The sequence below is a fragment of the Candidatus Peregrinibacteria bacterium genome (assembly GCA_016699755.1).
GTDB lineage: Bacteria > Patescibacteriota > Gracilibacteria > CAIRYL01.
In genome coordinates, this window is sequence record CP065009.1 from 502,994 (window position 1) to 525,699 (window position 22,706).

General features: G+C 40.1%; 17 protein-coding genes and 3 tRNA genes. 11 read left to right on the forward strand and 9 right to left on the reverse strand.

Annotated features, from left to right (window positions below; all coding sequences use genetic code 11):
• Positions 1–239: 239 nt before the first annotated feature.
• Positions 240–1,634: a 3-isopropylmalate dehydratase large subunit gene (leuC, locus tag IPN35_02345; GenBank protein QQS59698.1), complete on the forward strand. Its 1,395-nt coding sequence runs from the start codon at positions 240–242 to the stop codon at positions 1,632–1,634.
• A gap of 118 nt (positions 1,635–1,752) precedes the next feature.
• On the opposite strand, the gene IPN35_02350 is transcribed toward leuC, so the two are convergent.
• Together IPN35_02350 and IPN35_02355 are read right to left on the reverse strand one after the other, a co-directional pair.
• Positions 1,753–2,367, reverse strand: coding sequence for an NAD(P)H-dependent oxidoreductase (locus IPN35_02350; protein QQS59699.1), 615 nt, complete (start codon positions 2,365–2,367; stop codon positions 1,753–1,755).
• Positions 2,364–2,810, reverse strand: coding sequence for an NUDIX domain-containing protein (locus IPN35_02355; GenBank protein QQS59700.1), 447 nt, complete (start codon positions 2,808–2,810; stop codon positions 2,364–2,366). The genes IPN35_02350 and IPN35_02355 overlap by 4 nt, the downstream gene beginning before the upstream one ends.
• Before the next feature lie 491 nt (positions 2,811–3,301).
• Between IPN35_02355 and IPN35_02360 the strand changes: the two genes are divergently transcribed.
• The 6 genes from IPN35_02360 (at position 3,302) to IPN35_02385 (ending at position 10,875) form a co-directional block, all read left to right on the forward strand.
• A complete protein-coding gene (locus tag IPN35_02360; GenBank protein QQS59701.1) occupies positions 3,302–6,277 on the forward strand; it encodes a hypothetical protein in 2,976 nt (991 codons plus the stop codon).
• Between the two features lie 14 nt (positions 6,278–6,291).
• Positions 6,292–6,996, forward strand: coding sequence for a hypothetical protein (locus IPN35_02365; protein ID QQS59702.1), 705 nt, complete (start codon positions 6,292–6,294; stop codon positions 6,994–6,996).
• A 24-nt stretch (positions 6,997–7,020) separates the two neighbouring features.
• Complete coding sequence (locus IPN35_02370) at positions 7,021–7,740, forward strand: hypothetical protein (GenBank protein ID QQS59703.1); 720 nt, start codon at positions 7,021–7,023, stop codon at positions 7,738–7,740.
• Between the two features lie 28 nt (positions 7,741–7,768).
• On the forward strand, positions 7,769–8,701 hold the full coding sequence (locus tag IPN35_02375; GenBank protein ID QQS59704.1) for a hypothetical protein: 933 nt from the start codon (positions 7,769–7,771) through the stop codon (positions 8,699–8,701).
• A 97-nt stretch (positions 8,702–8,798) separates the two neighbouring features.
• The gene (locus IPN35_02380) at positions 8,799–10,442 is read left to right on the forward strand and encodes a hypothetical protein (GenBank protein QQS59705.1); all 1,644 of its coding nucleotides are present in this window, start codon (positions 8,799–8,801) and stop codon (positions 10,440–10,442) included.
• Positions 10,443–10,446: 4 nt separating this feature from the next.
• A complete protein-coding gene (locus IPN35_02385) occupies positions 10,447–10,875 on the forward strand; it encodes a hypothetical protein (GenBank protein QQS59706.1) in 429 nt (142 codons plus the stop codon).
• Here the strand turns inward: IPN35_02385 and IPN35_02390 are convergent.
• From IPN35_02390 to IPN35_02400, 3 genes are all read right to left on the reverse strand, one after another.
• Entirely contained in the window at positions 10,872–12,161 is a 1,290-nt protein-coding gene (locus IPN35_02390; protein QQS59707.1) for an MgtC/SapB family protein, read from the reverse strand. The two genes, IPN35_02385 and IPN35_02390, sit on opposite strands and share 4 nt — an antisense overlap.
• A gap of 63 nt (positions 12,162–12,224) precedes the next feature.
• A complete protein-coding gene (locus IPN35_02395) occupies positions 12,225–14,513 on the reverse strand; it encodes a SprB repeat-containing protein (GenBank protein ID QQS59708.1) in 2,289 nt (762 codons plus the stop codon).
• Positions 14,510–15,985 carry a glutamate--tRNA ligase gene (locus IPN35_02400; protein ID QQS59709.1) on the reverse strand — a complete coding sequence of 492 codons (1,476 nt, stop codon included), beginning with the start codon at positions 15,983–15,985 and terminating at the stop codon, positions 14,510–14,512. The genes IPN35_02395 and IPN35_02400 overlap by 4 nt, the downstream gene beginning before the upstream one ends.
• A gap of 73 nt (positions 15,986–16,058) precedes the next feature.
• Between IPN35_02400 and IPN35_02405 the strand changes: the two genes are divergently transcribed.
• A tRNA-Leu gene (locus IPN35_02405) sits at positions 16,059–16,143 on the forward strand.
• A gap of 98 nt (positions 16,144–16,241) precedes the next feature.
• Positions 16,242–16,331: transfer RNA gene (locus IPN35_02410), tRNA-Ser, on the forward strand.
• 257 nt (positions 16,332–16,588) lie between these two features.
• On the opposite strand, the gene IPN35_02415 is transcribed toward IPN35_02410, so the two are convergent.
• From IPN35_02415 to ligA, 4 genes are all read right to left on the reverse strand, one after another.
• The gene (locus IPN35_02415) at positions 16,589–16,978 is read right to left on the reverse strand and encodes a tryptophan-rich sensory protein (GenBank protein ID QQS59710.1); all 390 of its coding nucleotides are present in this window, start codon (positions 16,976–16,978) and stop codon (positions 16,589–16,591) included.
• 10 nt (positions 16,979–16,988) lie between these two features.
• A complete protein-coding gene (locus IPN35_02420) occupies positions 16,989–17,495 on the reverse strand; it encodes a hypothetical protein (protein QQS59923.1) in 507 nt (168 codons plus the stop codon).
• A 34-nt stretch (positions 17,496–17,529) separates the two neighbouring features.
• Positions 17,530–17,616: transfer RNA gene (locus IPN35_02425), tRNA-Leu, on the reverse strand.
• Between the two features lie 53 nt (positions 17,617–17,669).
• Complete coding sequence (gene ligA / locus IPN35_02430) at positions 17,670–19,790, reverse strand: NAD-dependent DNA ligase LigA (GenBank protein ID QQS59711.1); 2,121 nt, start codon at positions 19,788–19,790, stop codon at positions 17,670–17,672.
• A gap of 183 nt (positions 19,791–19,973) precedes the next feature.
• On the opposite strand from ligA, the gene secF reads away from it, so the two are divergent.
• Positions 19,974–20,873 carry a protein translocase subunit SecF gene (gene secF, locus IPN35_02435; GenBank protein ID QQS59712.1) on the forward strand — a complete coding sequence of 300 codons (900 nt, stop codon included), beginning with the start codon at positions 19,974–19,976 and terminating at the stop codon, positions 20,871–20,873.
• Positions 20,874–20,899: 26 nt separating this feature from the next.
• Complete coding sequence (locus IPN35_02440; protein QQS59713.1) at positions 20,900–22,693, forward strand: SLC13 family permease; 1,794 nt, start codon at positions 20,900–20,902, stop codon at positions 22,691–22,693.
• The last annotated feature ends 13 nt before the right edge of the window (positions 22,694–22,706 follow it).

Here is a 22,706-nt window from a genome sequence, read left to right on the forward strand (position 1 = left end):
CGATGTGTTATATTTTTCTTTTCTTGTTATTTTACAATAAAATACATATCAAAACAAGAATTTTGCGCTAATTATGTTTAGTATTAAGAGAGAAAATATGCGACTTCCTCTGTGACTCGAAAAGGATTCTCTGAATGTTTCATGGATTAAAAGATGTGAGGTTTTTTGGAGAAGTAATCTTTTCTTTTCTTGCATGCGAGAAGTTGGCACAATGGTGTTCGCCATTTTTTCTTATTTTAATGCCAAAAAATATCATCCAAAAAATATGGGATGAACACGTCGTTGTTCATGAAGAGGGGATTCCTGCTGTGTTTTTTATCGATCTTCAGCTCCTTCATGAGGTGACCAGTCCGCAAGCTTTTTCGCTCCTTCGAGAACGTGGTAAAAAAGTTTTCGCTCCCGAACGAAATGTGGCAACGCTTGATCATTCTCTTCCAACAGACGAAACTCGATCGCATTTTGTGGATGAACTAAACCGGAAACAGCTCAATCAACTTCGAGAAAATTGTCGAGAGTTTGGTATTCCACTCTACGATATCGATTCCGGACACCAAGGAATCGTTCATGTAACGGGACCAGAACTTGGACTTACTCAGCCAGGAATGACGATTGTATGCGGAGATAGCCATACTTCTACACACGGTGCATTTGGTGCGCTTGCATTTGGTATTGGAACAACACAAATTTCCCATGTTCTCGAAACAGGATGTCTTCTCCTCGATCCGCCAAAAACCATGCGAGTGAGTTTTGTGGGGATACCCTCGAAATATTTTTCGGCAAAAGATGCTATTCTCGCACTTATTCAACAAATTGGGGTGCAAGGCGGAACGGGATTTGTGCTCGAATACACCGGAGAGTTCGTGCGAAATCTCTCGCTTGAAGAGCGGATGACCATGTGCAATATGAGTATTGAGTGTGGTGCACGCGCTGGACTTGTCTCTCCAGATGAAAAAACAGTTGTCTTTCTTGAACAAACTCCATTTGGAAAAGAGAAATTTTCTTCTCAAAAAGAGCGTTGGCTTTCGTTTGCAACAGATGCGAATGCAACGTTTGATGCGGAAATCACGGTTGATCTTTCAGATCGAAAGCCCCTTGTGACTTGGGGAACAACTCCTGCTCAATCGGTTTCCATTGATGAGTGCATTCCTGAGCTCGAAAGTCTTTCGAAAGATCAGCGTTTGCTTGCAGAAAAAAGCTTGGAATATGCCAAACTCTCACCAGGACAGGCAATAAAAGGTGTTTCCGTACAACACGTTTTTCTTGGAAGCTGTACGAATGGTCGGTTGAACGATTTGCGACTTGCAGCTTCTTTTTTACAGGGAAAAAAAGTGGCACAGGGGGTTCGATTTTTTGTGGTTCCGGGAAGTGAACAAACAGAAAAGCAGGCAAAAGCAGAAGGACTGGATCATATTTTTCTCGATGCTGGTGCAGAGTTTCGGCGTCCAGGATGCTCTGCATGCCTTGCAATGAATGGAGACATTGTTCCGCCTGGAGAACGCTGTGCGAGTACATCGAACCGAAATTTTGTTGGTCGTCAGGGACCGGGTGCTATTACACATCTTATGAGTCCTGTTCTGGCAGTGTGTGCCGCAATTACGGGAAAGATTTCTGATCCAGAAGAGGTATTTGCTTAGAAATCCCCCTATATTTTGAGGATTACAGATTAAAACTGTAGTAAGCGGTTTCTTATCTTTGTAAGGAGAGGACGAAGCAGTCTAGTAAAGGAAAGATGCTTCGCCCCCAATCATTGTGCTAAACCCTTGTAAAGAGCTCTTCTTCTAAAAAGCGCACTTTTGGTCGTGTTGGGTCTTCCGCTCGGTATCCAATAGGAAGCATAACCACACTTTTGAGCGGTGATGAAATTCCGAGAATTTTATCCACTTCCGCCGAAACAAATCCCTCCATAGGACAAGAATCAATCTGAAGCTCAGCGCATTCTGCCATGGCAAAACCAAGTGCAATATATGTTTGTCGATCTGCCCATGAGCGAATATCTTCTTCGGTTTTTCCCGTAAAAAATCCACGCATCATTGCTTCGTAATCTTTCATTTTTTCGCGGATTTCTGGCTTTCCACCACTCATAATTTCAAAAAATGCATCAATCCGATTGGGGGCAATATCCGTTCTTCCAGAAAAAACAAGTATATGCGAACACTCTGTTACTTGCGGTTGATTCCAAGCATGCGGAAGAATTTTTGCTTTTGTATCGTCATCTTTCACAACATGAACGTGGTAGGGCTGAAGTCCAAATGAACTTGGCGAGAGATGAATAGAGTGGAGTATTTTTTGGAGATTTTCTTCAGAGACTTTTTCTGATGAAAAATGCTTTGTAGCATTTCGCCATTCGAGATTTTGAAAAAAACTCATGCGGTTTTGGGAAAAGAAAAGGAAATGGGACACGCAGATATAAACTCTGCGTTTTTTCTCTGAGATGCACTAGGGAACATGTCTTTCAAGAAAGGGGGTTTTACCAAAAAGTTTTCAGAAAAGGGAATCCAGCGGATTTCTGCAAGTTCCACATCGGCAAGTTCTCCTTTGTGGTTGTCGTTAAAATCTTGTGGATTTTCGATTCGAAAAAAGAATTCAAGGGAAAGATCTCCTCCAGGGTAACGGAATTCATGAACATAGAGGAGTGGACCAATTTCTGCTTGAGTTCCAAGTTCTTCATAAATTTCTCGTACGAGTCCGGTACGAACATCTTCGTTGCTGTTTATTTTTCCTCCGGGAAGAGCGAAGAAATCGCGGTTTTTATGTCGTACCAAGAGAACGCTGTCGTCGTTAGTAATGATCGCGCGTGCGGCAAGTTTCATGAAAATAATGGGTTATGTAATTCTTTTGAAGTATATCACATTCCATTGAATATCATTCAAAATAAAAAATTTCAAAAATACATGTACAGATATCTCAAAAAGAAAAAGGAATTCGTCTTTGCAAAGAGGGAACAATACAACTGACAAAAGCAGTTTGGGAAAGTACCTAGCTCAGAAAGAAGCTCGATTATTACGTCCCAAAAAAGTGGGTTCACTATGCTAAGCCATCCGCCTCTCCAAAAAATTGCAAAATGATGAGCTCTTTGGTAAAATAACAAGAAAAATTTCTTTCAAAAACCAAAACAAGAGTTTCTATGGAAAAACATTTTTTTTGCTTTCGGCAAACACTTGTAATAAGGTTTTTTGAGGAGAGGAGGGTGGTGTATATGACTGAAATAGTATCAAGATCTGAACAAACGGCAGTGCGATCGCAAACTACGATAGAAAAACTTAAACAAGATATTACAGAATATGAATTGTTCAAGACTATTGTGAACAGAACTCAAAAGTTACCAGGGTTTGACGCACAGAGAGATGGGCAATATGTTTCTCTTTTTGTGAGTCTCATCGCACAAAAAAACAAAAGTTTTCAAAATTCTGCTGGATTAAATCAATTTACGAAGAGTCATCCTCCGAAATCTCTAACGAACATGCCAGTCGGTTATAATGCTACAATCGCAAGGACTGATCTCAACTATAGTCCTATCCGTGCACACACTTATATCAGTGGAGATAAAGATAACGTAGATTTACATCTCTTTGCTGATGATGATCTTCAAATTGCTCTTGCAAAAGAGTGGAATCTATTTCAGCAAGCAAGAAATCAGGTTCGTACTGCACTTGGAGGAGTGGGGAATTCGCTTTCTCCGTATCTCGTGGCACATGTTTACCTTGAAGGAAACCTCCAGAGAAATATTAAAGAACTCATTACAAACTTTCCATCTTCTCCTTCAGCACAATCGAACATATTACAAACATTGAGTATACAACCTTTTGCAAAAGAAGCGGTAGAAATGTCGCAAAAATATATGGCACTGGAAGAAGGAAATATATTACAGATGGAAACAGAGGTAACTGGTCTTGATATGCCTTTGTTTTTAAGTCGTTATCAACAAGTAAAGCAAAAGAATCCTCAGTTGAGTGTGGAGAATATTTCTACACAATCTCAAAGTATTCAACTGTTGGAAGCAGTACGAGATGTAGACGGAAATTCAAATACTTTTCGGAACAGTATTAACACCTTCATAGAAGGGATACAGAATGGAGATTCAGCAGTTTTGGCGAAATTTCTCATCCTTCAAAATGCTATGGCACGATATGATGAGAATCAAGGAATAAATGCCAATGCAAAAGAAAAAACAGATAAAGAACTTCTTGGAGAGGGAAAAAATCTTGCGAATTTTGCAGGGAATTCCCTCGAAAAAATGTTTGATCTTATTCAAAACGGAGACAATATGGCAAAAGCTTCTGCCATTGGAATTCTTTCGGTTTTAGTTCTTGGAGTTTTTGGAAAAGGACCATTAGGACAAAACGCAATGATAAAAAATGCGCTTGTTGGTCTTGGACTTGCTGCTGCGATAGAAAAAGTGGGAACAGAAATGAACGGAGGACTCAGTCCCTTTCAGGGGTTGTATGATATGTTCGAAAAAAATCCCACTGGTTTTCGCCAGCAATTTCTCAAGCGGAATGGTATTGAAAACAGAAATAATGAAATTCTTATTAGTAAACTCGAAGATGTTCCTATGAAACAACTTCTCGATTATCGAAAAAATATTAATGAACAAGTAGCGACAGGGAAGAAAAATATCTCTTACTACGATGCAAAGTCAGATTTTCCACCAGAAGCAATTCGAAAGGCAATTCGAGAAGCATCACGAGAAAATGGTATGCCATACGAAAAAGAACTCTTGGGGAAAATGATATATGAAATTTCGGGAAAACTTATGCTCGATATTGGTCAAAATCAATCAGAAACAACAGCATCAAAAACGCAAGGAACGCTGATACATGAAGGAGAGCAATATTCCAGAGAACACTATGAGCAAAATACAATGGGAAATGTTCTCGATATTTATGAGGGAACACAAATGATAAAAGAAAATCTCAGTATGTCTCAAAAAGTACGAGAAATGTTTGGAGACAGCGCCGAATGGGTTTGGAATAAAGTTCAACACTTTGATGGCGCAATGCGAGACGAAGCCATTGCTTTTTTGAAGAGAATACAAGAAACAAAAGGAGAAAATTTGTGGAAAGGCGTAAAACTTCTGTTCGCCAGAGGATGGAACCTCACAAAACAAGGAGCAAACAAAGGAGCAAACTTTGTGTTTACAACAAAAATCCCTGGAACAGATTTTTCTCTTCAAAATACCATTTGGGATAGACAGGGAACAGATTTAGATGCCTGGGGAGTTCTGAGTATTACCGGAAATGCCCTAAAAATTCCGCTTCAAGTGATGCAAGTAACCGCAGAAGGAGCAATTGCTATTGGAGAATTTCTTGCAAAACACGGAAACGACGAAACCGTAATAAAACTTTTCTCTGAAGGATGGGCAAATACAAAATGGTTTTTTGACTATATTATGGGAACAGGAGTGTATGAAAATCCTATTGATATATCAGCATCTGGAGCAGCTCCCGATGATTTTTATTTGAATGAAGTTTTTGGACAGTACGGAGATGAGGTTTTTCAAGCGAAGCAAAATCCGACGATGTATCATTACAATCAATCTGAAAATGCATATTATGGTGTCGGAATGACGGATATGGTTTTGAGTTCTGATGAACAGAATAATCCAGAATTGAAAGGAGAGGATGCAAGAATATTGTATTGGAGGGAAAAAGCATTGAAAGCTGTAGTAGAGAAAGGGAATTTACTTTCTTCACCTCCTCCTTCACCACCTTTTGTTTCAGGGTGGCAAGAAAATCTCTCTCAATACATTATTGGCACAACCATTGTTACAGAAGGTAGTAAAAAGAAAATGATGGTGGCGCTTCGGGTGCCGACACAACCTGAAAAAGAAAGTGCAGGAAGGCGAAAAACTGCAGAGTATGTTTTGAGTCAAAGACTTTCTGAATATATGAAAACCACATTTGTTGATAAGAGAGATGGAAGAATAATCACTCCTTCTTCTTCTTCTCCAAATTCGATGAGCATGGAAGCTTTTTTGGTAAATCATACTATTGGTCCAGATTCACAACTTATGGATCTTCTTTGGGATGAAAGAAGTGCTCTGTTTTCATCTGACTTTATGTTGTGGGATGAAGACGTGCCAACTCCAATGCCATACACAATGAATGGAGTGGAGTTTTTTCAAAGAATGTATGCCGTTCAATCTCGAAACGTCACGACAGATGTTGCTAAAATAACGAATAAAGATATTGCTTCTCTTTCACCTAGTGCTGAGAATGTTACACATATGAAGCAGAATTTTGGAATAGTATATAATAGACTTCTTGAATCTCTTTAAATATCTAAAAAAATATGAAAAATATTCCTGATAGCAAAAATAAAAAAGGGTTCACAGATACACTGTTAGAGCCCATGGATAATGGTGTTGAGATGCTCCACAAAAGATTTCCTTGGATGCAAGCTCTTAGTGAAACCATGGGGAAAAACTTTTTGGAAACAAGAGAAGAAATAAATAATGCAACAGAAGGATTACTAGAAGTACCCTCCGATTTTTTACAAGCGCTAAAAGAAAAAGTAGAAGAGAAAATACGCCTTCTCCCCGAACAAATGAGGGACTTAGTTCGAAATGCTATTTATATTACCCCAACCACCATACTCTTGGGGTGTGGCGAAAGTGGAAGTTTAAGTGATGATATGATGGGTTATGAAGGCACTTCTGGAGCTTTTACGAAAAACAGTTCACCAGGAATCATTGACGGAGTACGGAATGTTGCAGAAAAAGGTTTCGATGAAATTGGTACTGCAATTATTCTTATGGTAGTTGGATGGGTGTATAAGGGGATGATTGAGTGTAACAGAGATAAGGAAGGAGAAGGGTGGAGGTGGAATGATGATCTTGAAGGGGCATTGAAATTTTTGGGAGGAGGCGAAGCTGCTCGATTTGCACTTGAGTGGTTTACGAATATCGATCGTCCTGGCTCTGGGACAACAGCGATAATGGCTATTTCTGTTGGAGCACTTTTCACCTTTTTGAATGCTCGTAAAAATGGATGGTAGATTCTTTACTTTTTTAAATATTAAATGGAGATATTACCAGAGCCTTTCGGCAGTAAAGTAAATGAAAAGTTAAAAAGCATGGAAAGCGATCCTGATTTTACGAGATGCCTTCAGGATCTTGCTATTGTCTTGGGTCATAAAGACTTTGCAAATGTGAGACGTCACCTCTGTTCGGGAATGAGCGGAAAACGAACGCCTGCGTTTAATATTACCAAGGCTATTTCCGAAGGAAATTGGAGAAATATTTCTGAAGCAATTATTGCCATGTGTATAAATTGGAGAAGAGTGGATCCAAATGAACCTATAGAAAATATGGTTGACACAATACTGGCAAATGCAGTACTTATTTGTGAAGGTGGTTATCAATACGATGCTGTAGAGAATGGTCTCGTTACGAAAAAAGATGTTGGTGGCAATTGCGCCGATGAAACGGTAAGACTCGGTTATTTAAATGAAGTTATCGGAAAAAATGGCAGAAGAATTGTTGTAAAAGGAGAAAGCCAGGGTGCTGAAGAAGAAGCAGGAAAATCAATATTTGAGAAAATAAAGGAATGGACACGAGAGTCTCTGAAAAGTGGGTTTTTGAGAGACACAATTGTGGCAGATTTATTGCAAGGCGATGGACTCGATTTTTTTGGATTATTTTCGAAAGAGAACAGAGAGAGAAGAAAAATAGCAAGAATACAAAAAAAAATGAGAAAAAAATACGAGCGTTCTAGTTTCATAAGACCACGGCGAAGGTAAAATATTTTCCCTTTTTATTGCTAAAAAAATGCAACCACAAAATAAAGAACATCTTTTTTTAGAAAATCGACGAATTTGGAACAGTGCTCCGTCGGGGGCACCGTCTGGTGCTTCTTCTGGCAGTGATGAAAATTCTCGTGAGGATATGCCCCCTCTTCCCGCTTCAAACGAAGATAAGCACAAATCGCCGGGATATTTGGGACGACAGTTTCGAAATATCCCCGAAACAATTCAGCAAACCGCAGAAGGAGCACTCTATGCGGGATATGGAATTGCTCAACCTTTTTTAGGAATGGCGGGGTATTCGGTCAACAATGTAAAACAGGCATGGGAAGATGTAAAACTGGTGGGAGGAACGAGTTGGGAATGGGCAAAATATGTGGGACGAGAAACACGAGAACTCACTTTTGGAACTGTTGGGCGAGTGGTGGGAGAAACACGAGATCGTCTTCAAACACTCTTTACAGAGAAAACAGGGATTCTTTCGTTTCTTCCCAAAAAAGCATGGCAAGCAGCACTTGTGGCGGCTTCACCTGTTATTGGTTTAGCGAAACAAGCAAAAAATTATATGACAGGTGATAAGAAGGCGGCAAATGATGATTTTTATCATCAGAATATTGCAGAGCGTTTTTATACCTCTTTTTCCTTGGGGGTAAGTAATATTTATAACGGAACACGAGATTCCTTGAATCAACTCTTTGTGAAAGGACCATATAGGGATCTTCTCTTGCCAACAATAAGTGGTGCTCAAAATGTTGGAATTGGAGTGGCAAAAGTAGGGGGGGTTATTGCTGGTGATGTGAGAGGAGCAATTCCTTTTGTGGGAGAAGACTACGGACCCTATAACTTCAACATCTCTCCAAAAAGAGATCTTCCGGCAGGAGCGTTTGACTCACCACCTCTTAATGATCCAATTTTTGATTCTTCTCCTGATGCAGATTATATGCCACGTGCTGCCTAGCATATCATTCAAAAATCTGTTATAATACCCTGAAACAAAAAACACAATGCTACAAAAATATTGTTTTTCTTTTCCGGTTTTTCCGCTCAGTCATTCTTTGTGGCGAGAAAAAAGAATGGTGTTTGCGAATGAAAAAGGAGAATCACAAAACTCTGAGAATTCTTCTACAGAAAATCCAAATAATGCTGATAGCAATTCCGGGCAAGCTAATTCTGATTCTTCATCTCCAGAAAACAATAATGGAGAAGATAGTTCTTCTGAAACTCAAGAAAACTCTCCTGAAACACAAGAGTATGATCAAAGAGCGCCACTTCCCACGCCTCGTGGTGTTGCTGAACGTTTTTTAGAACAGGCAACAGAAATTCATTCTGGCTTTCATCCACTTGGAAAATTAGGAAATGCTCTTACTGGTCGTGTCTGGAAAGCTTCTTCCAAAGCACGAGAAACAGAAATTGCCCTTCTCAATGCTACTGGAGACAGAACCGGACTTGTTGAAAGTGCACTTGCCACTTTCGAGAGAAATATTGGTTATTTTGGAGGAACAGCAGAAAAACAGATTCGTCAAATTGATACGGCAATACGAATTTTACAGGACTCATTGGGTTCGTTAGACAGAAAAATAAACAGTGTTGATCAAAAAATAGCGAAAATACGAGCGCATCGATTTAATATATCGAAATGGCGAGTCGATAAAAGAGCATACAGAACAGTAAAAACCGGCATTGAAACCGTGACCAGTGCTGGGAGATATGCTTTTGGAAATATAGAAGATCATGATTTTGAGGGGAAGGCAAATCGAGATGCTAAAACAACCTTAGAATCATTGCTCACAAAATATCGGCAAAAAAAATCTGAAATAGATACCCAAAGAAGCGAAAGCGCACAAAGAGATCAAGAAAAAGTACAAGATCTTTCTGAACTTTTTGGGAAAAATCCTGAAGAGGTAAAAATGATGTTAGGCTCTTTTTTCCAGTATAGAGATGGTACACCACGAGAACAATCAAATGAAATGTTAGGAACAATTCTTGTTTCGCCCGCATTTCCGTCTCAATTCAGAAACGCACGTGATTTCCTTTCTTCATTTGTAAATATTTTTTCTTCTGAAGAAAAAATATATATTTCAGGACTTTTCTCGAAGCAATCTCCAGAAAAAGCTATAGAATCCATTCTCAGTAAGAGTGATATTACTCAAAAACTTGATTCTGGACAAAAAAATATGCTTCAGCTTTTCCTTCTTATCGAAAAATGTTCAAAAGGAAATAAAGTGTATAAAGACTGGATTTTTGAGCTTATGAATGGCATGGGAAGTGCTCTTCGCTCTGAAGCGATTGAACAAGCGAGAAAAGAGAAAAATGCTTTTTTGAAAGAAAAAGAAACGGAACAAAAAGCATTGCAGAAAAAAATTAATGATTATTTTCAAAAAGGAAATTTTGGGGAACCAATTCAAGAGGGGAATCTTTGTGATATTTCTCTTCGTAGCGTTGGTGATCTCAAAAGTTGTTCAATAGAGAAGCTTGAAACATATCCTGATCATTCGGCGAAAATGATTTCTCTTGTGAAGAAAAAAGAATCAGAGAATCTTGTACGAGTTGTTCTTGATCTTGAAAAATCGGAAATAGTTCTTTCTTATTGGACAGATGATCAGGGGAAACATCGAGTTCCAGAAGGAACTGAAGGAGCAGAAAAAAGAATGACGAAAAGACCTCTGACTGATTTTCAGTCCATTTCTCACATTTGGTAATAGTATGAGCGAACTTGAAGAACTTATCGGTATTCTCTCTGAAATAGAGTGGATTGATGAAAATAAAAGGAAAGAAATCATTTCTATTCTTCAGGGAGGTCATCCATTTGAGGATGATTTTTTAGAGGAACTTGATGATATTCTGGCAAAAGAAGAAGAAGTTCAAGAAGAGACTCTTCGAGTACTTCAGCAGGAAAAGAAGGAAAAGGGTACAGAAATTTTTGAGGCGAAAAGAGAAGGGAAACAACAGTATTTTCAAGTGGTTCAACAAATGGAAAAGCAATGTCAGACTGCTTTTGATGAGTATAAAGAAGAAGAAAAAAAGGAATCTGCCGTTGTAGATGCAGAAATTGAAGCAGAAGAAAAAGAACAGGATAGTTTAGAGGCAGATGCTATCCGTGCGAACCTTCTCTCTCAACAGAAGAAGAACTAGATCAAAAAGAAGATGCTTCCCCCAAAGGAAAGCACAAGAATCGTTATAAAAAATATGTGTCGGAAGAGAAATCGAGAACCAAAAAGGAAAACAATTCCCGTTTTGACGAGTGTGTTTACTGCAACAGCGAGAAGTAATGTTTGCGCGGCAATTTCTACCGGAACTTCTTTTGTTCCAGCAAGGTTCGACATAGCGAGGGTAATGGCATCCACATCCGTGAGCCCTGCAATGGCTCCTGTGGCGAGTAGTCCGGCATCGGCAAAGAGAATGGATATTTTTTCGGAAAGCAGGAGAACAAGAAGAAAAAAGAGCCCAAAAGAGAGCGCAGATTTCATTTGGAATGGTTGACGCACTTCTACTGGAGCGTTTTGAGAAACATCAACTCGCTTTCTTCGAAAAAAGAAAAAAACAACAACTCCCAAAAGAAAGAGTCCCATACTGGCAAGTGGAGGGGCGACATGGAGAAGAAGGGCACTTTTTTCTTGTGCGACAATGGAAATTTCAAAAATTACTCGAAAGAACATAAGCGAAGATGCGAGCAAAATCGGGAGCAGAAACATATTCACCTCCTTTTTTCCTTTCGATTCTTGTGCCACGCCTACCGTGACGGCAGTAGAAGAAATAAAACCACCAACAATTCCAGAAAGCAGAAGACTGCTATCATTCCGAAAAAATTTCGAAAGAAAATATCCAATAAAACGAATAGCAACGACCAGCACAACCATCAGCCATACGGTTTGTGGTCGCCAATCGAAAAATCCAAAGGGGTCTGTCCAATGTGCGGGAAGGAGTGGAAGTACAACTGCCGAAATAATGAGAAACTTTAGAATAAGAAGTATTTCTTCGGTTTTCATGTTTTTCGCAAGCCGATGCAAACCAGTTTTCATAGTGAGGAGTCCTGTGAAAAGAATGCTCACTGAAATAGCGAGAAGGGTTTGTTCCATTGCGACAAGAATGCCAACACAAAAACTGGCAAGAAGCGAAAACTCAGAAGTGAGTCCAAAGCGTTTTTGGAAAAATCCCACAAAAATATGAGTAGAAAGCGAAAAAGAAATTGCTGAAACAAAAAGAAGAATAAGCGGAATAAGCGATTCAGTTATTTCTGAAAGAAAAAATCCGAGAAACCCAAGCGCTCCCATCATAGAATAGGTTCGCAATCCTCCGAGCTGTTTGTCGAACGGATCATCTTTACTCTGAAGACGTATTTCTCGCTCTAGTCCGATAAGCCCCGAAAGTCCTGCGGCAGTAAGAAATGAAATAAGAATAGTGGCAAAGTTTTCTGTCACGATGAAAAAAATCCCTCTATTCTATCATTTCTTTCGGAAGATTTCCATGGAGAAGCAGAAACATTATTCTATGAATCCTATTTCAACGCCAATTCTTTCTCTTTTTGCGGGCAAAAAGGAGAATGAGAAATCTGTTTCAAAGCAAGATGGAATTTCTTCTGCACGAAAAAAGACGGTAAAAAGAGAAATTGGTTTTCCGTTGAGCATCCAACGAATGTGTGTACGAATATCTTCTGCTGAAGCGAGTTGCAACAGGAATGAATGTTCTCCCCATATTTTTTGTTGCAATTCTGCGCGCAGAGCTTTTTTTTCTTCAACATCTAAGCCTGCGTGTTCTGCAAAACCTTCTTCAAAACGAGAAAGCGTTTCTGGCGAGACACACCAAAGCTGTTCTGAAAAATGAATTTCTGATTTTTTGAAGAAGTCATAGCGATAAAAAATCTGATCCTTTTCTCCTTTTTTCATCATCCAACCTTCAGTTCCTTTTTCGAACGAGTGATCAGAAAAAGTTATGGTGGCTTCTTGAAAATTTGGTGTCAAAATTCCTTCCACTTCTGGTTGCAAAAGAAGGCGCGGAGAAGTACCTGTGACATAATCGAATCCACAAAAGTTATTTTCAATGTTTCCTTGGAAAGAAAAATTTTCCAAAAATGATCTGTCATCCATAACAATGCATTCATTTGTTTCGAGTTTCCCTGTCCAAAAAGCGAGGATATCGAGAAGATCATCTGTCCATTTTTCTTCATTAAGAAGAGTCACTTCTGCTCGGCACTCAAAGAGAGATTCTTCTTCTTTGAGTGTGTATTCAGTTGTTCCTATGGAAGGAGTAATAGTGATATTTCCCGTTTCAATATTTGCTTTTTTCGAAAAAGAGGTGCTATTTGGACTCAATGTGGCGGAAGTCGCAGTTCCCCAGTTAATTCTATACCGAAGAGAGTAATTAGTATCGGAAAGTGTTTCGACCTTGAGAAAACAACCGGTACTCGTTGGCTCCGATTCGGGAAAAGAGGCGGTTTCGAAAGAAAGAGCTTCTTCTGAAACAGGGGGGAATATCTCCCTTACTGTGGAGGTACTGACATCTGAGGGGAGAAACAAGAGGGAAAAAATTTCTGAAGCGGCGGAAGATTTTTCTGCTTCGGAAGTATTTTTGAGAAGAAGAGTGTGTATACTCTGAATCATTGTTTTTGTTTCTTCGGAATACACTCCTGTGGTATCTAAAAAAGCATCAATGAGATTTTCTCGAGAAATACTTTCGAGCCCTTTCTGTGAGCCACCTATGTTTGTATTTCCCAAAAGAAAACGTTTCAGTCCTTCCGCAAGAATTGTTTTTTGAACAATGGTTTTAAGATCTTTTTGTGATGCTCCTATAGTAGGTTCTGTTTTTGCATAGAATGTATGGATTCCAGGGGTTCTTCCAATAATAACTGCCGCACTCGGAACACTCTTAAAATTATCAGAAAGAATATTCGAGTTTGGAGCATTTGCTGGATCGAGAAATTTTACTCCTACCATCTTTTCTTCGGAACATACAACAGGGCAGGTATCATCCTCTTCATTTGACCCAGCTCCTTTTACCTGAACAAGAGTCATTTCATTATTGGTTCCCACAAAAAATTTTTGACCAGAAAAAGAACGCTGTGCTTCTTCCCACGAGAGTGGGGTTTTGTAATACGCATCAATTACGACATCTTTTCCAATGAGTGACCAGAGAAGAGTGCTATATATTTCCGTTTGAAAAAAACCATTTTCATCGGCGTATCCCGCAGGAATACAAATTCCAGAATTTGGTGGAGATAAGGTATTTGATTTAGATTTTTTTTCTTCAAAGAGGTAGACCTGCACTTCAGAATACTGTCCTGCTGTTCCGCTAATTTTTTGAAGCTCTCCTTCTATAAGCTCCATTATTCCTGTTGGTTTTGTAATAATTGCTCGTTGCCACGCATAGCCATCACTCCCAGGAACAATATATTCTTGTCGCCAATCAGTGACGGTATGAGAGGTAATATCTGTATAACAATCACTCGGAATGTGAACACTGATCGTGCTGGTTGCGGTTTGGGAAGTATCTGCAGTATCGGTCACGGTGAGTATTGCGGTTCCCTCAAAAAATCCAATTGTTGGTGAGCACGATTCCCCAGGACTGGTGCAGAATGGTCCAAGAGTAATACCCGTCCCTCCAGAAGAAAGGGAAAATGTATACGAACCAGAGCCACCCGAAATGGTAATAGTCTCAATTTTTTTTCCGGCAAATACATCTTGTGTTTCTGGAGAAAGCGTCATTCCAAAGGTAATTGGCGGAAGAGCAAAAATGCCAAGTATCGCGCAAAAAAAGGCAAAAAAAGAGGTCTTCATGGATGATGGGAGGAAAAGGAGGCGAGGGCAATACGTATTCGCACAATACTTCGGGATTTTCCAAGTGCATCGAGTATTTCAAATGCTCCCGGAGAAAAAGCTTCTCCAGTAATAGCAACCCGAATAGGCCAGAGAATTTCTCCGTTTTTGTGTCCTCGTTCCCGAATTTCTGTAAGGAGAATTTGCTCAATCGTATCTCGATTCCACGAGTCCTCTGGAATGCTTTCGAGTATGGGAAGAAAGGTTTCGAGCGCATTTTGAGCAGAAGATTCATCAACCTTCATTTTTTGATGCGGAAACTGTTCAGGCTTTACGGAAAAGCGCTCTTCTGGAAGAAAAAAGAATTGCAGAAGACTGGGAAGTTCTCCGAGTGTCTTGAGGCGTTCATGAACAAGCAAAAGAGTTTTTTGAAAAAATTCATCTCCAAACTGTTTCCGTCCCTCTACAAAAAGCGGATCAGAAATAAGGAATGGTTCTGCGAGTTTTTTGAGTTCCAGAATTGTTTTTTGTCGAAGATACACTCCATTCATCCACGTGAGCCGATCAATATCAAATATAGCTCCTCCTTTTTGCACCCGATCAAGAGAAAAAACTTCCGTCAGTTCTTCTAGGGAAAAAATTTCTTTTTCATCCGCCGTATTCCAGCCAAGAAGCGCAAGATAATTTAAAAGTGCTTCTGGCAAAAATCCCTCTGCCAAAAAATCATCTACCGAAACCTTGTTTTTTCGTTTGCTCAATTTTGAGCGATCAGTATTGAGAATAAGCGGAAGATGCGCAAATGCTGGTGTTTTCCACCCAAATGCTTCAAAAATCAGAATTTGCTTTGGAGTATTGCTAATATGATCTTCTCCACGAATGATATGGGTGATGTTCATATCGTGATCATCTACCACAACTGCAAAATTGTAGAGTGCTGTTTCAAGAGTTTTGGCAATAACAAAATCCGAAAGTTCCCGAACATGAATAGAAACTTCTCCGCGCACAAGATCGGAAAATGGTATTTCTCCTCTTTCTTGAGGAACGCGAAAACGGATGACCGATGATTCTCCCCGTGCAATACGTGCTTGTGTTTCTTCTGCAGAAAGCATTCCGCATTTCCCCGAATATCGTGGAGGAAGTTTCTTTTGTTCTTGCTCTTCGCGTTCTGTCGCCAATTCTTCGGGCGTACAAAAGCAGTGATATGCTTTTTTTTCTTCTAAAAGTTGTTCGAGATGCTTTTGATACAGCGCTGTACGCTCCGTTTGGTAATAAGGTCCTTCATTCCATACTATTCCCATTTTAGTAAGTCCCGAGAGAATATTCTCTTCGTATTCTTTCGTGCTTCGTTCGCGATCGGTGTCTTCGAACCGAAAAATTATTTTTCCACCATGTTTTTTTGCAAATAGGTAATTGTAAAGACATGTGCGGACAGTCCCAATATGTAAGAGTCCTGTAGGACTCGGAGGAAAGCGAACAATAACAGCATCACTCATTTTTTTCTGGAGAAAAAACAAAAGAAAAATACCAAAAAAGCGAAAAAGGTGATATGATTTCTTTTGGAAGTGCGCCGGGGTGGCGGAACTGGCAGACGCGCATGGCTTAGAACCATGTGGGGAATCCCGTGAGAGTTCGAGTCTCTCCCTCGGCACCATGAAGATATTCACTTTTGTTTTTTGGGAAAATAATCAGCGTAAGAATCTGGAAAAAGAGGGCTGGCGTTTTTTCAAAAAAAACGAAATACTAACGTACGGAGGGATGGCAGAGTGGTCGATCGCGACGGTCTTGAAAACCGTTAGGTCCGCAAGGATCTCCAGGGTTCGAATCCCTGTCCCTCCGCCAGAACGTAATTTTCAAAACAACCCATTCCTCCAAGGAGAATGGGTTGTTTGAGTGTGAGCGTCTTAGATAAAATACCTTCTTCATTCCTCATCCACAGGAAGGAATGTTTTATAGGGAAAACATTTTCCATTTTTTTGGAAGCTTCGTATGCGAAGAGCTATTACAGAACATATTGGTTTTGAGCACATACGCTCCGGTAAAAAAAGTACTGTTATCGTCAATGAAAACAGAACGGTCTTTGAAATAAAAATAGAAACCTAAAGATTCAAATAAGTAATCGTTAACTGTAAAACCGATGCGAAGATTACCCAAAAAAGGTATGGAATATTCGCATAGGTCACCCAACGAGAATAGGGATAAATGGCAAACAAAAACCAGAAAAGTGTTCCTAAAACCAAGAGAATATCAACTGCAGAAAGAAGGTTGTTTTTGAGCCCAAATTGAATTGGAGTAAACAAAAGGTTAAAAAGAAGATTCAGAACAAATGGAACAAGGACACAAAAAGAAATTTTCTTTTTCGAGAAAAGCAAAAAGACATATCCAAAAGTAATGCCAATAATAATGTAGAGAACCGTCCATACAGGACCAAAAAGGGAGGAAGGTGGAGCCCATTCGGGTTTTATGAGTTCGGCATACCAAGTGTTCATGTGGAAAGGTTTATATGTTGCGACTGTCGTATGCCCAATGCAATAATGCTTGCCTTTGTTTCGGACGGCAATCAAGAATTTTTAGGGGACAATTCTTTTTTATAGCTCCAACATGGCGACGCATTGCCTTCCAGCGAGATATCTGTCTACGATCTTCTTCTGGCATTCTTCTTCCATGGTAATATCGACAATACCACTGAAACCAACCTCTTGGATCTGCTGGATGTATCCAGCCTTTTTTCTGCCAAACATTAAGAGGAAGAGAGGCATCTACCTGAAAAAAATTGAGCTTCGGATTTTTTCCTTCTGGAGAGAGTTTTGCATTCTGAAACCATGATAGTGGAAATTCATGTATACAATCGGTCATATATTTCCCGCCAAAAATCCCAAGTTCAAGCATTTGTTTTGGGGTAAGTTCTGGCAGAAATTCTGGACTAAAATTTTCTCCGATCGGCTCCAAAAGGTAATAAAACCCTTTCTGCATTTTGTCATCGATTATGATTTTCTTATGCATTATCCCAAAAAAACACGCTGGGGTTTTATGAAAAATTTGGTGCCGACGAGAGGACTCGAACCTCCACGAGAGAACTCTCACATGCGTCTGAGGCATGCGCGTCTACCGGTTTCGCCACATCGGCACTTGTGCAGGCATTTTCTCCAATTTCTTGGAGAGAAGCAAGGAAAACCTTGTTTAAAAGAGCGTTGGAAGCGGTATGTTTTTTTCTTTTTGTTTTTCCAAAAGATCATTGGGGATGAGCTTTTTGAATTCTGCTTCCGATAACAGGGGAATAGCAAGTTCTTCCGCCTTTTCTTTTTTGCTTCCCGCTTTTTCTCCGCAAAGCACCGCATCAGTCTGTTTACTCACAGAGCCAGTTGGCTCGGCGCCCATTTGTTCTAATAGTTCTTTAAGTTCGTCTCTCGTAAATTCCTCAAACGATCCGGTAATGGCTACTTTTTTCCCACTGAGAGAAGTGTGTATTGTTGGTTCATTTTTTTCTCCAAAAACAGTGAGACCTGCTTTTTTAAGAGCATCGACAAATACTCTGTTCTCCTCTTGATCAAAAAAACGTCGAATCGACTCTGCCACTCCCGAACCAATATCGAATACATTTTCCAGCTCTTCTGCAGAGGCATATTCAATGCGCTCTAGGTTTTTAAATGCCTTGACGAGTGATTTTGCGGTGCGCGGTCCAACAAGAGGAATCCCCAGCGCGGTGACAAGTCGCCAAAGTGGTTGTTGTTTTGCTTTTTCCAGTGCGTGGATAATGTTTTCCGCCTGCTTTTCTTTAAAGAGTGGAAGAGAGATGAGGTCTTCTTTTGTGAGGAGAAAGAGATCTGCGGCGTTTTGGATTCGTCCTTCATCAAGAAAAACCTGAATGCGCTCTGGACCAAGATGGGCAATATCGAGTCCGGCTTTACTACAAAAATACGAAATTCGTCCAGAAATCTGTGCTGAACAGCTTCTGTTTTCGCATCGCAAGGCAACTTCCCCTTCTTTTTTCATGAGAAGAGAAGAGCATTTTGGACACAGCGTAGGAATATTGAGGGGGATTTCTTTTCCCGTACGTTTCTCAGTTATAGGATAAAGAAGATGAGGAATAACATCTCCAGCGCGCTCCAAGAGAGCGGTGTCGCCAATACGAAAGTCTTTGTTTTGCACCTCATCAAAGTTATGGAGTGTTGCGCGTGAAATGGTGACGCCCTCAAGTTGTACCGGCGCTAATTCTGCCACAGGAGTAACAACTCCAGATCGTCCCACCTGAAACGTGATGCCGGTAATTTTAGCGTGCACCTGAATGGCAGGAAACTTGTAAGCAATTGCCCAACGCGGATGATGTCCCGTAGCACCTAAAAGACGTTGTACAGAAAAATCTTGTACTTTTATGACAATACCATCTGTTTCAAATGGATGGCGGTGCCGATTTTCTTCCGCATTTTTTGTGGTTTCAATAACTTCTGTAATATTTTTGCAAGAAACGGCAAGCGGAGAGGTGAAAAATCCAAAATCTTGAAGTGTTTTTTCTGACTTTTCTTGAGAGAGAAGTGGTTCTTTACGACCATCCACAAAAATCTCAAATGCGTAAAATGAGAGTGGTCTTTTTGCGGTGACACTTGTATCCAGCTGTCGTACAGAGCCAGAAGCAGCATTCCGTGGGTTGGCAAATTCTGTTTCTCCGTTTTCCCGACGGTCTTCATTGAGTCGAGCAAAATCTGTCTTTGTCATAAGAACTTCTCCTCGAATTTCCACTCTTTTTTTTTCGGGAATACTGAGGGGAATACTCCGAAGTGTTTTAAGATTTTCTGTAATATCTTCCCCAATTTCTCCATTTCCGCGTGTGGCACCTTGAACAAAAATTCCGTTTTCGTAGCACAGAGCAACACCAAGTCCGTCGAATTTGAGTTCCGCAAAATATGAAAGAGGGGGGGTATCGCTCTCTTTTTCCAAAATATTGTGACAACGCGTTTCAAATTCTCGAAGATCATCCGCAGAAAACGCATTGGAGAGCGAGAGCATGGGGATGTGATGGGGAACTTTTTTGAGTTCCGATTGAATCACTGTGCCCGCACGGAGAGTAGGGGAATCGTTTTGTTGAAGATCTGGATAGCGCTCTTCCCATCTTTTGAGGAGTTCAAAAAGTCGATCAAATTCTGCATCTGAAATAATAGGATTTTCTTCTTCATAATATTTTTTTTGATGAAAAAGAAGAATCTTCACCAAATCGCCGATGTGTTTCTGTGCGGTTTTTTCCTCGGGATTTTCGGGAAGGGCGAGAAAAAAATTCCCAATGGCAATAGCTTCTTTGTGATTCATGATGCAAAAGGGCTTATAGATCTTGTTGCCAAATGCTACCAAAATCCCAAGACCAAGAAAAGATGTGACCCTTATGGTGTTTATCTTTTATTTGGTGTTGTTTCTGAATAATTCTAGTTGCCCTCATCCCTTGCTTGATCAAAAAAAAATCGGCAGAATGCGATGGAAATTTTTCCCGAAAACATGTTTGACATTGTTTCTTCTCGCCGTCGTTGGTATTTTCTTTCGAGTTTTTTTGTTCTTTCTGCGCTTATTTCTATAGTTGTTTTTGGGCTTCGTCCTGGTATTGATTTTACAGGAGGGACACAAATGGGCATTGGATTTATGGGAGACGTTCCTCGCACAGAAGAAATTAAAAGTCTTTTTGAGGAAAGCGTTGGAACAGAAAAAGGGGAGAATGTGCTGAGCATGTTTGATAAGACAGGTTTTGTTGTTCGTTCCCGAGGACTTACAGAAGAAGAGACAACTGCATTTGCATCTGCTCTTGCAAGTTCAAAATGGAATGGAAGCATTAATAGTATAAGTACCATTGGACCTTCTATGGGAGAAACCTTTCAAAAGCGCGCTTTTTGGGGTGTTGGTACTGCCATTATTGCTATTATTATCTTTGTCGCGCTTGCTTTTCGTCGCGTACCAGAAGGACTTTCTTCTTGGAAATTTGGCATGGCGGCCATTGCCGCACTTGTTCATGATATTACCATTATTATTGGTTTCTTTGCATTTCTTGGGTATGTTTACGGTGTTGAGGTGGATGCCCTCTTTATTACAGCACTCCTTACGGTGCTTGGCTTTTCGGTAAATGACACCATTGTTATTTTTGATCGTATTCGCGAAAATCTCAAAGGAAAGCAGGCAAAAGATCTCGAGAGTGTTTCGGAAATATCTGTATGGCAATCAATGCGGCGTTCGGTCAATACTTCACTCTCCACACTTATTGTTGTTGCTGTAATGCTCGTCTTTTTTACGGGATTCCCTTCACTCTTCTCTTTTTTCCTTGCCGTTTCTCTCGGACTCATTGTAGGAACGTATTCCTCTATTTTTCTTGCTACTCCACTTCTCATTACTTGGCATAAAGGCTCATAAATACCATTTTTTTTCTTGCGTTCGTCATGACGATTGAGATTTTTTTAGTTCTTCTCGTCATTGGTGGTGCACTTTTTTTCTTCGTAACAGAGCGTCTTCCGGTTGATATTACTGCATTCCTCATCCTCATTGTTCTCATGATTTTGGGACAGTTTCTTCCAGAATCTTTTCCAAGTGTTTCTGAAGGGCTTTCTGGACTCTCAAGTTCTGCAACGGTTACGGTACTTGCTATGTTTATTCTCTCTGCTGGTATTCAGCGAACAGGGATAATTTCAAAGTTAGGGAGAGCCGTTTTCTCCTTTGTAGGGAATTCGGAATTCCGACAAATTCTTGCCATTCTTTTTATTGTTGCTCCCATTTCTGGTTTTATCAATAACACCGCGGCTGTTGCTATTTTGCTTCCTATGGTGCTCGATCTCTCACGACGATCGGGGACACCAGCAACAAAACTCCTTATTCCCTTGTCATTTTTTGGGATGCTTGGAGGAACACTGACTCTGATTGGAACATCAACAAATATTCTCGCCGCATCCATTCTAAAAGAGAGTGGAAGTTTGGGGGACGACATAGGACTCTTTGAATTTACGAGTCTCGGACTTGTAGTGCTTTTTACCGGAGTGGTATATTTTCTGACTATTGGATACTTTTTGCTCCCAAACAGAAAAGAGAAAAATGGAGATGCGGAGGTAGAAGATCGTGGAGTTTTTCTTGCGGAAATCGTTATTGAAAAGGGACATCCTGCCATTGGGAAAACACTATTAGAGTCAAAATTTGAAGAAAAACACGATATTCGTGTTCTTAAACTTATTCGGGAAAAAAAGTCATATATTAAAACTCTTGCAGAAAAGACCATTGAGGAAGGAGACATTCTCGTTATTCGTGCTGGTGAGCAACTTATTTTGGAACTTATTCAGAAAGAAAAAGTAAAACTTTTGCCAAATTTTGATGAAGATGCACGTCGTCTTCCAGCAGGAACGGGAAAAATCGTAAAGGTTATGCTCCGCGGAGCAACGGTTTTTCATGACAGAAGTTTGGATGAAATTGGGTTTTGGAAAAAATATAATGCTTCAGTGGTGGGATTACAAAGTCTCGAGGTCACTTCTCAGCGCCTTGGAAGTGTAAAACTCCGTGTAGGCGAAACACTTTTAGTACAGGCATCTCTTACAAGTTTGGAAAAATTAAAGTACTCAAAAGACTTTTTGCTTCTCGAAACAGTAGAACAAGAGTATGCGCCAGAAAAAATGTGGATTACTCTTGGAATAGTAGTCGCAGTGGTGGCATGTTCCGTGGTACTTGGAATTCCCATTGTGATTACTGCATTAGGAGGAGTAGTTGCTATGTTTCTTTTTGATTGTCTCTCAAAGGAAGAAATCTACAATGCTATTAACTGGGAAATTATCTTTCTTCTTGCTGGCGTTATTCCACTTGGAGTTGCTATGCAAAAATCTGGAGCCGCGGAATTCCTCGCAAAAGGAATTATTCCTATTGCCGAGGGAAATCCTTCAATAGTTCTCATTCTCCTCTTATATGTTATTACGACACTTCTTACAGAAATTATCTCCAATAATGCCGCAGTAGTGCTTATTGTTCCCATAGCTATTTCTGTCGCTACTGAAGTTCATTTCAATCCATTACCACTTGTGCTTACGGTTATGTTTGCCGCTTCTACGAGTTTTTTAACTCCTGTTGGCTACCAAACAAATACCATGGTGTATGGCTCGGCAAATTATCGTTTTTCCGATTTTTTTCGGGTTGGCGCGCCACTCAATATTCTCCTCGCCATTGTTACCTCATTTTTTATTTGGCTGTGGTGGCTCTAACCGTAATCACACA

Excerpts from the sequence above, each read along its gene's own strand:
- IPN35_02355 (QQS59700.1), bottom strand. The coding sequence starts at position 2,810 with ATGAAACTTGCCGCACGCGCGATCATTACTAACGACGACAGCGTTCTC.
- IPN35_02415 (QQS59710.1), bottom strand. The coding sequence starts at position 16,978 with ATGAACACTTGGTATGCCGAACTCATAAAACCCGAATGGGCTCCACCT.
- IPN35_02400 (QQS59709.1), bottom strand. The coding sequence starts at position 15,985 with ATGAGTGATGCTGTTATTGTTCGCTTTCCTCCGAGTCCTACAGGACTC.
- leuC (QQS59698.1), top strand. The coding sequence starts at position 240 with ATGCCAAAAAATATCATCCAAAAAATATGGGATGAACACGTCGTTGTT.
- IPN35_02440 (QQS59713.1), top strand. The coding sequence starts at position 20,900 with ATGACGATTGAGATTTTTTTAGTTCTTCTCGTCATTGGTGGTGCACTT.
- ligA (QQS59711.1), bottom strand. The coding sequence starts at position 19,790 with ATGAATCACAAAGAAGCTATTGCCATTGGGAATTTTTTTCTCGCCCTT.
- IPN35_02385 (QQS59706.1), top strand. The coding sequence starts at position 10,447 with ATGAGCGAACTTGAAGAACTTATCGGTATTCTCTCTGAAATAGAGTGG.
- IPN35_02350 (QQS59699.1), bottom strand. The coding sequence starts at position 2,367 with ATGAGTTTTTTTCAAAATCTCGAATGGCGAAATGCTACAAAGCATTTT.
- IPN35_02375 (QQS59704.1), top strand. The coding sequence starts at position 7,769 with ATGCAACCACAAAATAAAGAACATCTTTTTTTAGAAAATCGACGAATT.
- secF (QQS59712.1), top strand. The coding sequence starts at position 19,974 with ATGTTTGACATTGTTTCTTCTCGCCGTCGTTGGTATTTTCTTTCGAGT.
- IPN35_02365 (QQS59702.1), top strand. The coding sequence starts at position 6,292 with ATGAAAAATATTCCTGATAGCAAAAATAAAAAAGGGTTCACAGATACA.
- IPN35_02370 (QQS59703.1), top strand. The coding sequence starts at position 7,021 with ATGGAGATATTACCAGAGCCTTTCGGCAGTAAAGTAAATGAAAAGTTA.
- IPN35_02395 (QQS59708.1), bottom strand. The coding sequence starts at position 14,513 with ATGAAGACCTCTTTTTTTGCCTTTTTTTGCGCGATACTTGGCATTTTT.